General features: G+C 39.5%; 12 protein-coding genes. 5 read left to right on the forward strand and 7 right to left on the reverse strand.

The window, feature by feature from the left end; genetic code table 11:
* The first annotated feature begins 301 nt into the window (after positions 1-301).
* Both ACZ5V8_RS10605 and ACZ5V8_RS10610 read left to right on the forward strand, forming a co-directional pair.
* Positions 302-2,530, forward strand: a complete 2,229-nt coding sequence (locus ACZ5V8_RS10605) for a glycoside hydrolase family 18 protein (protein ID WP_464217743.1) — start codon at positions 302-304, stop codon at positions 2,528-2,530.
* 81 nt (positions 2,531-2,611) lie between these two features.
* Positions 2,612-4,972, forward strand: coding sequence for a glycoside hydrolase family 18 protein (locus ACZ5V8_RS10610; protein ID WP_464217744.1), 2,361 nt, complete (start codon positions 2,612-2,614; stop codon positions 4,970-4,972).
* A 24-nt stretch (positions 4,973-4,996) separates the two neighbouring features.
* On the opposite strand, the gene ACZ5V8_RS10615 is transcribed toward ACZ5V8_RS10610, so the two are convergent.
* The 4 genes from ACZ5V8_RS10615 to ACZ5V8_RS10630 form a co-directional block, all read right to left on the reverse strand.
* The gene (locus ACZ5V8_RS10615) at positions 4,997-6,100 is read right to left on the reverse strand and encodes an anhydro-N-acetylmuramic acid kinase (RefSeq protein ID WP_464217745.1); all 1,104 of its coding nucleotides are present in this window, start codon (positions 6,098-6,100) and stop codon (positions 4,997-4,999) included.
* Entirely contained in the window at positions 6,097-6,486 is a 390-nt protein-coding gene (locus ACZ5V8_RS10620) for a hypothetical protein (protein ID WP_464217746.1), read from the reverse strand. Before ACZ5V8_RS10620 ends, ACZ5V8_RS10615 begins: the two co-directional genes overlap by 4 nt.
* Positions 6,487-6,490: 4 nt before the next feature.
* Positions 6,491-7,147, reverse strand: coding sequence for a hypothetical protein (locus ACZ5V8_RS10625; RefSeq protein ID WP_464217747.1), 657 nt, complete (start codon positions 7,145-7,147; stop codon positions 6,491-6,493).
* Positions 7,148-7,267: 120 nt separating this feature from the next.
* Positions 7,268-8,377 (reverse strand): hypothetical protein, encoded by a 1,110-nt coding sequence (locus ACZ5V8_RS10630; RefSeq protein ID WP_464217748.1) that lies wholly within the window; start codon positions 8,375-8,377, stop codon positions 7,268-7,270.
* Positions 8,378-8,549: 172 nt separating this feature from the next.
* Between ACZ5V8_RS10630 and ACZ5V8_RS10635 the strand changes: the two genes are divergently transcribed.
* The 3 genes from ACZ5V8_RS10635 (at position 8,550) to dksA (ending at position 11,834) form a co-directional block, all read left to right on the forward strand.
* The gene (locus ACZ5V8_RS10635; protein ID WP_464217749.1) at positions 8,550-9,935 is read left to right on the forward strand and encodes an APC family permease; all 1,386 of its coding nucleotides are present in this window, start codon (positions 8,550-8,552) and stop codon (positions 9,933-9,935) included.
* Between the two features lie 69 nt (positions 9,936-10,004).
* Positions 10,005-11,249 (forward strand): dicarboxylate/amino acid:cation symporter, encoded by a 1,245-nt coding sequence (locus ACZ5V8_RS10640; RefSeq protein ID WP_464217750.1) that lies wholly within the window; start codon positions 10,005-10,007, stop codon positions 11,247-11,249.
* Between the two features lie 171 nt (positions 11,250-11,420).
* A complete protein-coding gene (gene dksA, locus ACZ5V8_RS10645; RefSeq protein ID WP_117001483.1) occupies positions 11,421-11,834 on the forward strand; it encodes an RNA polymerase-binding protein DksA in 414 nt (137 codons plus the stop codon).
* 18 nt (positions 11,835-11,852) lie between these two features.
* On the opposite strand, the gene ACZ5V8_RS10650 is transcribed toward dksA, so the two are convergent.
* From ACZ5V8_RS10650 to ACZ5V8_RS10660, 3 genes are read right to left on the reverse strand one after another with little or no spacing between them, the layout of a single operon-like run.
* Positions 11,853-12,017: a hypothetical protein gene (locus tag ACZ5V8_RS10650; protein ID WP_440617830.1), complete on the reverse strand. Its 165-nt coding sequence runs from the start codon at positions 12,015-12,017 to the stop codon at positions 11,853-11,855.
* A gap of 23 nt (positions 12,018-12,040) precedes the next feature.
* Positions 12,041-13,216 (reverse strand): cytochrome d ubiquinol oxidase subunit II, encoded by a 1,176-nt coding sequence (gene cydB / locus ACZ5V8_RS10655; protein WP_464217751.1) that lies wholly within the window; start codon positions 13,214-13,216, stop codon positions 12,041-12,043.
* Entirely contained in the window at positions 13,216-14,793 is a 1,578-nt protein-coding gene (locus ACZ5V8_RS10660; protein WP_464217752.1) for a cytochrome ubiquinol oxidase subunit I, read from the reverse strand. Before ACZ5V8_RS10660 ends, cydB begins: the two co-directional genes overlap by 1 nt.
* Positions 14,794-14,890: the final 97 nt, after the last annotated feature.

Here is a 14,890-nt window from a genome sequence, read left to right on the forward strand (position 1 = left end):
GGATAGAACATTACAGTCAATTGCCCATATTTATCACGATCAATACACAGTCATTATCTCAATAAAAAAGATCAATATACGCACACACAATATAGACTTAGTACACTAAACAGCCTGTATGGCAGCTTATATAATAATCTAGCATTTTGCAATGACGCACTTACTTTAGTTCAAAGGACACATAGTAAGGAATCAAGAATAAGCTGCACGGTTGAGGGAAATAATTGAAGCTCAACTTATTTTTGAATTATTACTTAATAAGAAAGTGTAGATAAATAAATGAATAAAACAGGAGCTTACCATGCCAAAATTTAAATCCTTGACCCTATTATTTGCCACCTGCTTATCGGCAAATGTTTATGCCTCAAGTTATACAGCTAGCATCAACATTCCACAAGGTGGATGGTATCAAGGGGTTGATTTACCTGTAAACGCCGACACGCTTGGTGTTAAATCAGGTGATAAATTAACAATAGAAACCTCTATTGCAACAACGGGAATTAGCTCAAGCTGGGGATCACTCACCCTAGGGAATTGTAGCAATCTGGATCAATTCAAAACAGTCTGTAAAATCAACTCCGTTAACACTTGGTCAAACGACTTAAATTTTGGCATTAACGCGCCTGGCGTTGCATTTAGCGCCAAAACTGCACGCATCACCATCAGCGCAGATACACAGGAAAAATCTAAAGGCACTGTTGAGGTTGAACTCCCAGAAAAACCAACCTATCTTGAGGGACAAAAGCTAGCCATAGTACAAATCTATGAAAACAGCACATTGGTTGGTGAAGTCCGTGACACCCCATGGGGAAAAACGGCTCAACTACATGTTGAATTTGCTGGAAAAAAAGCAGACTTCAACGTTAATGTCCCTGCACTAGAAAAAGGCAAAGGAATTGCAACACCGAGCACATTTCAATTATCCAACAATGAAACTCAGACGGTTAAGATAAGCTATGAAGCACCCGAACCTGTTCTAGAAGGTAACATTGAAATCAAGGCATCGACACCGGGGTCTCATGCTATCAAACCCAGTTATCAACTAAAAAATACTGAAGGCAAAATCATCGATCAAGGCACGTTAAGCTTTGATCAAGCGACACTTATTCAAAATCTACCAACAACCAAAGAGGGTCAAGTTTATACATTAGAAGCGGAAGAGTATGTTGATGATGGATTTATTTATACAGCAGAATCACCGTATGCATTAACCGTTAATAATGGCAAAACAACCAATGCTCAAGTTGTTTATACCCAAAAAGTGCAACCAAGTGAACAAGTCTCAATTACAGTTAGTAATTTCCCAGAGGGCAAAAAAGCCACGCTGACACTAGCAAATAATAAAGGTGATACAAGGACACTTGAAATAAATAATAACGATCCACATGACATCGACATTCCACAAGACGGTCAAACATGGACAGTTACTTTATCAGCGATTGCTGGCTATGGTGCCGATATTACACCAACAAGCTTTGTCGCTTCAGGTAACTCTCAATCTATTAATATCAACTATCACCAAGTCAGCAATCAATGGCCAGATCAAGCCATTGTCGGCTATGTCAGAGGATATGATGCTCCATGGCAGAGTCAACCAGCGACAACAACTGCGATGATTAAAACAGCCGCTGAGAAAGGCTATAATGTCTTTGTTTATGCCTTTGCTGGGCAAAAAACCAATGGTGAGCCATTTTTGGTAAACTTCTTAGACAGCATGCTCAAAGATCTTCCTAACCAACTCAATGTTATCCATAATCATAATGGCATAGCATTATTATCTATAGGTGGCGCTGAAAACTACTTTGACCCTGATTTAACTGGTGACAAAGCAAGGCTTGCAGGGCAAAAAATGGGGCAGTTTTTAGCAGATCATCACTTTGATGGACTTGACATCGATGTCGAGCACCCAAATGAAACTGCTACTGATGAAAATCTTACCAATTATATCAACGCCATGAGAGCCACTTTCAACGAAAAAACTGGTAAAAATTTGTATTTAACAGCTGCGCCTCAAATCTCTGGTTGGTATGGCTCAGGTGAATGGGCATCAGGCAGTGCAAAATTTGCTGAGCAAATGTATACACAAGAATTTATGCAACATGCTAACTTTGACGCTGTTTTCATCCAAACATACAACCAATATGGTGGTGCAAACTTTGCTGGTTTAAAAGGTTTTGATACTGGATTCTTATCAATGACATTCAAGCTATTAAGTCCTCAAACACGTGCTGAAATGCACGGTGTGCCAGAGAATGCTTTTAGTGTACCTCTAAATACCAAGATTATTTTAGGCGTACCAAACTACAAAGCAAAGAGTGTAAGCGAGCAAGCTTATCGACAAGGACAGTGCTTAGCTGATGCCAGTTGTTCAGGAGTTGGTCTATACAATCCAAAAGACATCAATCAAGACATTACTCAAGGTGGATTGAAGCAATACAGTCAGTACGGTGGATTAATGACTTGGATTTTAAATTCCGATGATTATCAAGGCTGGAGTTGGGTAGATGGTGTAAAAAGCTCACTAAGATAGTCAAAAAAACAAATACACTCATTGCAATCATTTTGTGAATGGAACAAATAACATATCAAATTAATCATAAGGAGAAACATCATGACACTATCAAGGAAACTTATTTCAAGTGCGATACTAACCACCCTTTTAAGTAGCTCTGCATTTGCTTTATCTGCACCTGAGCCACTAAGCTGTATGCAAGTGCAGTTCACATCAGGAACACAGTACCCAGATCCATGGCAAGCAACGAGCTTGACACTGACTAACCTCTGCAATAAAGAGATTGACCTAAGAGATGCCGAGCTTAAAATCACTGCCAACACTTCTTATGCTAGCGCCTATATCTTATCTCCAACATTTGATATCGCTTGGCCTGCCACAACCAACAGTATGACACAACTTGATGATAATAAAGTAACCACCTTTAAATTTGATCAATTCCAAAAGGAAAGTCAATGGTGGAAGCCAAAGACAATAATGCCTGCCAATGCTAAGTTGATTTGGAGCAGCAATCCCGTTAAAGGTGAGAGTATTATTTCATCTGCTTTTTATCCACATGGTGACACGCCAATTGAGCAAAAAGGTCAAATGCATTTCAGCATCGCTGAAGGCTCTGATCCATTGCCTACCAATACCAAAATCACCATTACCGGTAAAGATACAGGCTACACAACAACCATTGATTTTACGACAACCGCTACGATCAAAGATATCCCTTATGGCGAATATAGCTTAAGCGCATCAGCCACTGTTGATGGTAAAGCGCTAGAGATCACGATGATTCCTAGCCTTGTGACTCTATCAAAAGACCATCCACAAGCAAGCGCACAAGTATCTTACAAGAATCAAAGTGCTGAGCTTATTGTCACATTGCATCGAGCACAACCAACTGATGTCACGCATGATAGTGTCACAGTCAACCTTTTAAATAAACAGACTCATAATATTTCACATCAAGAAATTAGTTGGAATGGCAAATCAACCTTTGTTTTAGATAAAAACACTGATTATGTATTGAGTGCTGATCCGGTGACCGGTTCATTGTTTAAATATAGCTTTACCTTTGACGGTCAATCGGCAGCTGATATTAATATGGACCAAGGACATAAAACCATCCAGATGTCCTATACGGAAGCACCAATTCCTACCGGCACGGCTAAAGTTAGTGCCACAGGACTTGATGGTCATAGTGCGACAATCTATTTCACAGGTGAAGATAAAGAAACGTATGATCTAGAAACACCTAAAGATAAAACAATTAGTTTACCAGCCAATCAATCCTATAATGTCACTGCTAATACATTTACCGTAGATGGTTATCGCTATAGTCTTGATAACCCACAAACTATTTCAATTAGTGAAAACAAAACCACAGCGGTGGCATTAGCATTTAATAAATCACCGGTACCGACAACTAAGCAGTTTATTACTGGTTATTGGGAAAACTGGAAAGGTGCACTGCGCCCACAAGGCTCAACCAATGTTAATGACCCTGCTTATTACAGCAATGACATTAAGCCGTATACACATGTACTTTATTCCTTCTTAACCCTTGCTAAATCCCCTAATCCAGACAACCCTCAAGCTGCTTATTGGGATGGTCAGGCAATTTATGAATCAATGACACAAGCTAATGTGATTGATGTTATGACAACCACTGATCCTGCGTGGCAGAATCCACACAACTGGCAAAAGCTTAAAATTGATGCCTTAATCAAAGCAGTGCATAACAACAAGAGTAAATTCATCTGGGCAATTGGTGGTTGGTCAGATCTAACAAAAACGATTAAACCGGAGCAAATTGACACCTTTGTCAATAAAGTTGTTGAGTTACTTAAACTCTCTGGAGATGGTGTTGATTTTGATTGGGAGCACTTAAGTCAAGATCAAGCGATCACAAAGCAGCAACTTGATACATTGGCTGAAACCTTATTAAAACTAAGACAAGCGCTTGATAAAGCAGGCATGCAGGATAAACAAATCGGTTACACAACTCGCTTTAATGCCTTTATGCAAAATGCAAGCGACTATGGTTTCTCACACTTCGCATCTGATGGCGAAGGTTTAGCGATTAACAATTGGTTAAAAGCACATGGCAGCTCACTTAATGCCGTTGTCGATTGGGTCAATATTATGGCGTATGACGTAGGTCCAAATGACATGCCTAATGGTCAAACATGGTCAATACCTGTATACAAAGATATATTTGACACATTTGCTCAACATATTGATAAATCGAAAATTGTGATGGGCTTTGAGCCCGGTGGTCAAGCAGCAGGCGGTGTCTGGGAGGGCATGACGGTGGACAAGTCCGTGATTGATTATATCGCGAGCATACCGTATGGCGGCAGCATGTTCTGGGCGATTAACCAACCTGCTTACAACTCATCTGAAGTTACAGGGGACAATGCTTACGAGTTGGCCAATTATTCGCAGCAAAAGTTTGGTTATACCCATTAAGAGCAGTGGTCATATCACGCTACACTAGCAAGCGTGATAACTTCCTGCAATAACATCTTTGTTACTTCCTGTTGTTGCTGAGAATGGTATTTTTATCTTATTGATATGACAATAAGCAAACCACGCAAAGGCAATCGATTCAATCCATGCCTCGTCAACGCCCAAAGCACTGATTGTCTGCACATTGATATCTGGCAAATATTCTCGAAGCAGGCTCAATAAGAACTCATTACGCGCGCCACCACCTGCGACATAAAGCGCTTTAGTATCTGCTTGATAAGCTAAAACAGCCTCAGCAACTGAACGAGCTGTCAGGTGATGCAAGGTTGCTTGCACATCTTGTATATGCTCATCGGTAGACAAATGATTCTCTAGCCATTGTAGATTAAAATACTCAAGCCCCGTACTTTTCGGCGCACTTTGCGCAAAATAAGGGTCTTGCATTAATTGATCTAACAATTCGGATAATAATATACCACCGCGCCCCCAATTACCTGCTTGATCATAAACTTCACCACAATACTTATTAATCCATTGGTCGATCAAGGTATTAGCGGGTCCTGTATCAAAACCAATGAGAGGTTTATCAGGATGTAGACAGGTAATATTAGCGATGCCACCTAAGTTTAGAATGACGCGCGGCGTATCTTTATCGGCAAAGAATGCTTGATGGAATGCCGGCACGAGAGGCGCGCCTTGTCCGCCAAAAATCATGTCTTTATTGCGAAAGTCATCAATAACTGGAATACCTGTAAGCGCTGTGAGCACATTGCCACTACCTAACTGAATACTGAATTTACGCACGCCTTGCGGTTGGTGATAAACTGTCTGCCCATGGCAACCAATGGCAACAATATCTTTTGCATTGAGCTTATTTGCTGTCAGCATTTGTTTCACGCACTGCGCATAACTTTCGGCTAATTGATAATCCAAATCACCGAAATCAAATAATGATAGCTGATAATCTTGCGCAAAGATATTTTTAATTCTCGCTTTAATCTCAGCGGGATAAGTAAAGCTTTGCTGTGCTTTGAGGCTAAATGAATCATCTTTAAAGTCAACGACAACGCAATCAATGGCATCCATGCTGGTGCCAGACATAATACCAATATAATACTTACCAGTCATGATTTATCACGCCTCTTATCTTTTAGGTAATTAGCTAAAGGTAATACAAACATACCAACAAACAATACCAGTGCGATAAAAAATAACAACTGCAACCACCAAGGAAAATTAAGCATTACCTGCCACGCATGATTAAGCTGTGAGGCGGTATTTGTAAATACTTGCTTCTCTATCGGCATATAACGTGCTGACACCATTGAAACAGACACCAGATAAAATAACGTCACGATATACAACAGTCCATATTGCTTATAACGTTTAATCTTAAGATACTTTTGCTCAAGAAAGTGGCTGATCTCATGGTCATCATCACTGCTACAGCTTGAGGTTAAGGTTTTAACCCAGAAAAATGCCAATATAACGGCATAAATAACAAATACGATCATCTATTTACCAACTTTTAGCAACGCTGTTTATAAATACATCGACTTTTTGTTCATTCTCTGTCAATGCTGCATTATCGGCTTTTAAGGGGAGCAACGCACCACCACTGATTCTTGCTTGACCTGCTGCATTTTTATAAACCACGACAGGTACTGAGTTAATTAACCCCTTTAAAATCGTCATATTATGATTAAATTGCTCAATTTGTTTGCTCGTTGGACTGGTCACTGGCGTGATACCTCCTTCTTCTTTAGCATAATTAAAACCATCTTCATTTTGCTTTAATGCATCAAGCGGTGATTTCGCACTTAAAATTGCCATTGTTTTTAACGGGCTTGAGCGTTTGATAATGCCAATGGGCACCCAACGAATCGCTAAATTGCCCGCATCTACTTGTTGTTGTGTTGCTGCAAATAACGCATGGCAGAAAATACAATTTGGATCAAAAATCACATACATATTGCGCGCTGCCATTTTTGAGCCCTGCTCAACGAAATTCGCAGTTTGCAGAGCTTGGTATAATTCTTGAGCTGCTGGGTCTATCGAGTTTAAGTCAACCTGCTGTGTTTTGTTACCTCCCTTATCATGCGCACCAAAAAAATAATAACCACCACCCAAAATAATAATCAATGTAACCAATAGCAGTAATACACGCCTTGCCATAAACCCAATCCATTTCATCTAATCAAAAGTAAGCTAAAGCCTAGCGAATTTCATCTATTTTAGCCACTTTTTATTGCTGGATTTATTCCAAACAAACACATATGCAGAAGTAAGTCATCACTAAAAATAAGAGCTCTGTAACATCTTCTTTACTTTTTTAGCTGAATCCAACGTCTTTATCTTATCGTCCAGAATCGCTATATGCTGCTTAATTTCAGCTATATGTTGATTCATTTTTTCTAACGTCCTCTTTTTACTCGTTAGCGAATACTCTTTCCATATAAAAGACTTATGACCCTGCGCATTAAATATCTCTCTATGCTCTCGATTAAGCTTCTGGATCCGCATCTGCAAAAGATGCTCAATATGCGCCATCGCACTATCATCTAAGAAATACTCACCATCTGGCACAAACTCTTGATACATTTTGATTAAAGTAAATACATCAGCTTCCTTTTTAGCTAGTAAAAGCGCTTGCATCTGCTGATGCCTTTCCTCTTTCTTTAAAGGATCTTGCTCCTTATCTGGGTGAATAACATTCGCAATTTTTTTGTACATCTTAGTTAGCTGGCTTGCTTTAAAAATCTCAGTAACTTTTGATGATTCATCATCCTCATCACGATAGTAATTAAATTCATAATCATCCCAAGCATCGTCTTTTTCCTCTGAGCGTTTATTAGCATATGCCTGCTTAACCCCTGCTAATAAGGACTCAACTTTGCCAAAATCTCCAGCAATAATCGCTTCCTTTAATGCCTCATCTGGCAAGTCAATATCTTCACCCAAAGCCATACTTAGCATACCCTTAAGCTCATCATAGTCTGCTTCGATATCTTCTTTAAGTTCTTTGGCAAAATATTTCTGATAGTACTTATCATTCTTTTCTTGAAGCTTTGATAATTCTGATGAGTCATATAAATGCGGTGTACTTTCCATCTTATCAAAATGATCTGATAGATACTCTAACAACGATAACTTATCATTCTTCTTTAAATCTTTTGAGGGAACGAATGATAACAAATGCCCCACCAACTTACAGTGTGATGCAGCATAAAGCTTTTCATGTGGCAGCAAAATTGACTGGTAATCACTATACAGTTTATCAACCTTTATGACCGCTTTTGCATTCCTCTGCTCGCATGATTCAATCTTACGCCACAACGCTTGAAAACTATTTAACTCGTTTGTTTCTTTACTGTCAGCTACCATGTCAAGTGCATTGTTTGCCATTAACTTAATCCATATCAAAAATTCAAAAAGCCATTATATACTCATCACAAAACACTTTACAGAGTTTCTTGTTGCAAAGGATATAGCAAAAAGAACTAACGCATACTCCAGCTTGCTATTTATTTTTTATACGGCAAGATAGCGCCTAATATTTTATAGCGTATTTAAATTTATGTCTTACGATAAAACACTTACGGTGTCGAAATTGACACTCATGAACATCACTGCAATCATTAGTCTAAGTTCGATTGCCTTTATGGCGACCATTGGACTGGTCTCTATTTTCTTTTACCTTTTAGCTGCTATCTTTTTTTTGATTCCGAGCGCTCTAGTATGTGCTGAATTAGGTGGCATGCTGGTGAAAGACAATGGTGGCGTATACACTTGGGTTAAGCGCGCATTTGGCGAAAAAACTGGCTTAATCGCAATCTGGATGGAGTGGTTTAATAACGTTATAAGCTTCCCAGCAAGCCTCTCAGCAATTGCCGCAACCATTGTTTATATTGGCTTTGATCAGATCGAGCATAGTAAGCTGACCCTTTGCCTTACTATGCTTGCCATTTTCTGGTTATTAACCCTGTTTAACTGTTTGCCCATGCGCCGAATTGTTATTCTGAATGTCATCGGCGCCCTCTTAGGCATGATTTTGCCTGGTGTATTGTTACTTGCTGGTGCGATTTATTTTCTGATCATGGGACAAGACAATGCCCACTTTAACCACTTCCATAATTGGTTACCCGAGTTATCATTTGTGACTTTCGCGCTATTTGTCAAAACTTTGGCAAGCTACTCAGGCATTCAAGCAACAAGCTTTCATGTGAAAAATGTGCAAAACCCCAAACGCAGCATTCCCCGAGCAATGATCTTATCAATTGTGATTATTGTGCTACTGTCGATTATCTCAACCCTTGCCTTAGTAATTATTACACCTCAAAACTCGATTAATCCGATGAGCGGATTAATTCAAGGAATTAGTGCCGTACTTAACCTTGCCGGTCTCGGTGAGTTTCAAGGTTTTATTGCACTACTGATTGTTATTGGCATGATTGCAGCCCTTAGCACTTGGATGTTAGGACCTGCTCGCGCCATGCAAGAGGTCGCTCAACAGAAACTTTTACCTCAAGCTTTTGCTAAGCTTAACAATAACCACATGCCAACTAATGTGCTGTTGATTCAAGGGCTTATTGGCAGCTTACTATCCTTTGTGTTTTTGTTTATGCCGACGATTCAATCTGCCTTTGCATTATTGATCGCATTAACCTCACAGTTTACCGTTTTTATGTGGATTTTGGTCTTTGCTGCTGCCATGCGCTTGCGTTATAAAGAACCGCATATTGAGCGAATTTTTCATGTTGGTGCCAAAAACAATCTGCTTTTAAATACCATTTGTATTTTTGGTGTCCTTGCTTGCGTATGTGGCATTTTCTTGGGTGTTTTTCCTCCGGCTTTTTCACATATACAAAACATTTATGCTTATGTTACTACCATCGTTATTGCTGATATGATCATTATCCTGATTCCCTTTATCTGGATTTGGTTACGAAAGCATCCACAGTAGCTCTCTTTGCATTAAATAACTTTTCCACTATAGTGCTAAATGGAAGTTACAAAGCTAGGAGGCAAAACAATGACAAACAAAAAACTCACTCGCAACATCTTAATTGGCATGGCATTAGGCATTATCGTTGGACTTATTTTTCACCCATTTGCTAATAGCTATTGGGTTAACACCTATATCAGCGGTGGGGTACTGCATCTCGTGGGTCAAATATTTCTGACCTTAATGAAAATGCTTGTCGTTCCATTAGTCTTTGTATCCATTGTTTGTGGTGCAAGCAACGTTGCCGACCCTAAGACCTTAGGGCGCATTGGTGGCAAAACCATTATTTTATATGTTTGCACTACTGCCATTGCCATCACACTGGCAATTGTTGTGTCAATATTGTTTCAAGTTGGCAAGGGTGCGAATATTTCAACGCAAAACTTAAGCTTTCATGCAGCACCTGCACAAAGCTTCTTAGAAACCATTTTAAGCTTATTTACAGCCAACCCTATTAACTCACTAGCAGAAGGGCATCTATTACAAATCATCGTCTTTGCACTATTATTTGGGATTGCTATAAATTTTGCCAAAGATGCAGGAACGCGTATCAAGCACTGGTTTGATGATATCAATGAAGTAATTATGTCACTGGTGAGCATTATTATCGCACTAACACCCTATGGCGTATTTGCTCTGATTGCTAAGCTTGTTATCACCACTGACCTTAATAAATTTATTTATGTATTGGGTTACTTCTTTACCGTACTGGTTGTGCTGTTTATCCATCTTTTTATTACCAATGGTATTCTGGTAGGAGTATTAGCACGTCTTAACCCCATTATCTTCTTTAAGAAAATGCTGCGCGTGCAATTATTTGCTTTCTCTACAGCAAGTAGTAACGCGACCTTACCTGTAACATTAGAAACCGCTGAAAAAGAGATTGGCATTAACAATAAAGTTGCAAGCTTCACCATTCCTTTGGGTGCTACCATCAACATGGATGGTACCGCCATTATGCAAGGCGTGGCTACCGTGTTTATCGCACATATATATAACATTGACCTAAGTTTAGGCGCTTACCTTATAGTCATACTCACCGCTACCTTAAGCTCAATTGGTACGGCGGGCGTGCCAGGTATTGGTTTAATTACGCTAACTCTGGTATTAACCCAAGTCGGCTTACCGATTGAGGGCATTGCACTTATTATCGGCATTGATCGCATTCTTGATATGGTCAGAACAGCTGTTAATGTTACAGGTGACGTTTCAGTTACTGCGGTGGTTGCCAAGAGTGAAAAACAGATTGACCATAGCACATACTTATCATAACTAAATGCTCTTGCTAATTGACTTATTTAACCATTTCTTTAGAACTTTTCTTGACTAAATGACTAAGTTTTACTTTTTTTAGTTATATGCAGTAAATTTATTAGTGATAGGTTATTTTTTATGATATAAAAACGCCCTAATAAAAAACTAACTCGTTAATGGAGACACGCTATGCTGACAGAAAAAGAACTACTAAATATGCCCGAAGATGCATATATGAATGAAGAGCAGTTGGCTTTTTTCAAGGAACTATTGCTTCAGCAAAAACAAGAGTTAAGTGAAGCGATTGATGATGCAAAGAAAAGCTTGGCTGAATCCGAACGTAATACCGATTTAAATGATGTTGCTACCTCACAGGAGATGCAGCAACTTTATTTACGTACTGTCGATCGCCAAAGCAAGTTATTACGCAAAGTTAATGAATCACTAAAGCATATTGAAAATGGCGAGTATGGATATTGTGAACTGACTGGTGAGCCAATTGGTGTGCAGCGTTTACTAGCACGTCCGACAGCGACTTTATCGGTGCAAGCCAAAGAAATTCAAGAGCATCAAGAAAGAACACAAGGCATTATCAAAGCCTAATCTTAAATATTTTATTTTTTATCCTTTTTTATCAGGATGATCCCCTTTATTAGCTGCGTGATTTGGGTCATCACTGATTTCTTTATACTTCCCTTTTTCAATTTTTTCATCAACGTACAGTGTAAAACGATAAGCAACATACATTGAAATCGCTAACATAATGATAATTGTGATATACCACATAGTAAATTCCTCTGTTGACCCAGTTAGTAGAATGTATGACTGTTTTGTTCTAAATCATCTTTATCAAGCTTAGACTTACCACGCCATGCAGCACTAAATCCCCAAAGCTTATAAGCGACAATCAATACCATAAATGCAAACGTAATATACAGCATACCCATCAGGCTATATTCAGAGGCTGACACATTCCAAATCGTTAAACTCTGACTGCCAAAACCATTAGCACCTACCCAGTTAGATGGTACGATAAATGGAAATAATGCAAATGCTGCAGCGCACATAATTGCGGCAATTGCCAAGGCTGAACACCAGTAAGCCAGTGTTTCATTTTTCTCTTTGGTAATGGCAGCAAGTAATAGCATTACATAGCATAAAATAGGCGCCAGCCACATCCATGGATGAACAGCATAGTTATGCAACCAACCACCGGTAACTACATCAACCTGTGTGTTAAACGCAAGACTTGCTGGCGTGTCGGTAATAATCATCCCAGGAATAACATATGCCAACATAATTAAGCCTATCGTGACAAGAAGTATATTAATGATGATAAACAGATTCGATAAACGACGAAAACGCGAACCCAGCTCATCTGCCAAACGACGATTTAAGTGCAAACAAGCATGCATTAATGCCATGCTTAATGCCAACAAGGCACACAAAATAGCAAAAGGTGATAATACACTAGCAAAGGCATTACCGGCATATACCGATCTTAATAAGAAATCATCATGATAAAATGGTAACCCGTGAAATAGCGCACCAAGAACCAAACCAAAAATAAGTACCGGAATAAAACTACTGATAAAAAGTCCCCAATCCCAGAATTTACGCCAACCATCGCCATCAAGTTTACTGCGATAATCAAACCCCGGTGGACGCAGGAAAAAGGTAAATAACACTAATAGCAGAGCGGGATATAGCCCTGAGAAAATCGTGCCATAAACAGCTGGCCAAATCCCAAATAGCGCACCTCCACCAATGACAATCCACGTTTGATTACCATCCCAAGTCGGCGCAATGGTATTTAATGCTAAGCGTCTTTCCACATCGTTATCTTTAAAGTCTTTATGCTTAGACATAAATGGCATCATGATCGTCACACCGAAGTCACATCCCGCAGTTGCCGCATAAAGAATAAGGACCAAAAGAATAATCGCCCACCAGATAATTTGCAAGGTCATATAATCAAATAACATTATTTATGCTCCTTATAATCATAATTGCCATTACCTAGCGATTTTGGTCCTTTGCGTGCAACCTTGAGCATCACTATTAATTCAATGACAAATAACCCAATATATAGCAATACAAAAAAGGCAAGACTCACCACGATATTCCATGACGCCAAGGTCGATGCACCCATGCTCGTTGGCAATATGCCGTGCACCACCCATGGTTGTCGCCCCATTTCAGCAATAATCCAACCTGCCTCAGCTGCAATGTAAGGCAATGGAATGGCTAGTACTGCCAACCACAAAAACCAACGATATTTTAGTAAAGTGCGACGCAACACATGCACAGCACCAAAAACCATAACAAAAAATACAATGGCCCAACAGGCTAGCATGACCCTGAAACTCCAATACACTGGCCAGACTTCTGGAATAGTATCCTTAACAGCCTTAGCCACTTCTGCCGCACTTGCATTGTGCGGATCTTTGGCATGTGCCTGCAATATAAAGGCATAGCCAATATTATCACGATACTTTTTGGTCTCTGGATTTTTTGGATCAAAAATATCAAAATCATGAGCTGTCCCTTTGCCATTTCTGATCTGTTCCAATGCTTTTAATGCGACCAAGCCATCATAAATGCGTTCTTTATTTTCGCGCATAATGGGTTTTAACCCTTCTACTGTTGCAGACAAACTATGTCCTGCAATTAAACTCAACATCCATGGAATTTGAATTTCAAAATAATTTTTCTCATGCGCTTGTGACGGCAAAGAAACAGCTGACCAAGCAGCAGGTGCTTTTTGTGTTTCCCACTGTCCTTCAATTGCTGCCATTTTAGCTGGTTCATACTTATCAACGGCAAGACCATTAGCATCACCCAAGAAGAAGATAAAGATCGAAGAGCATAGACCAAAGCCAAGCCCCACAGCAAGTGAACGCATCGCAAACCCTGTGTTTCTCTTACGTAAGAGATACCATGCGCTAATCCCAACAACAAATGCCGCAGACACTAAGTAACCGGCAAAAGCCACATGCCCAATGCGAATTTGTGCTAACTCCTGCATATAGATTTGCACAAAGCTCGTTAATTGCATCTGCATTGTCTCAGGGTTCAGGAATGTTGCTACCGGATGCTGCATCCAACTGTTTGCGACTAAGATATTAACAATCGACAAATTGGTACCCAATGCCAAGAAAAAAGTAATCAACAAATGTGTTTTTTTACTGACTTTATTCCAGGTAAAGAAAAACAAACCAAACAGTGTGGCTTCAGTCATAAAAGCAGTCAAGCCCTCAATGGCCAATACCGTACCGAAACTTTCGCCAATAAAGCGCGAAAAATATGCCCAGTTTAGACCAAACTCAAACTCCATGGTAATTCCAGTGACAACACCCATTGCGAAGTTAATCGCAAAAAGTTTACCCCAAAATTTAGTCATATCTTTGTATACTTGTTTGCCCGTTTTGACATAAGCCGCTTCCATAATAAAAAGCATCCATGACAGCCCAAGTGTCAATGGCACAAAAATAAAATGAAATATAGCTGTAAATGCAAACTGACCACGTGATAAATCAACAAACAGTTGTGTCATATCCATGTGCGGACACTCCCAATGTGTGAATGAAATTTTATTGCTCGATTGTAGAGATTTACTCACCTATTGCAAGCTTGACAGCAATTTAAATAATTATAGG

It is taken from the genome of Cysteiniphilum sp. GTC20157 (assembly GCF_055396795.1).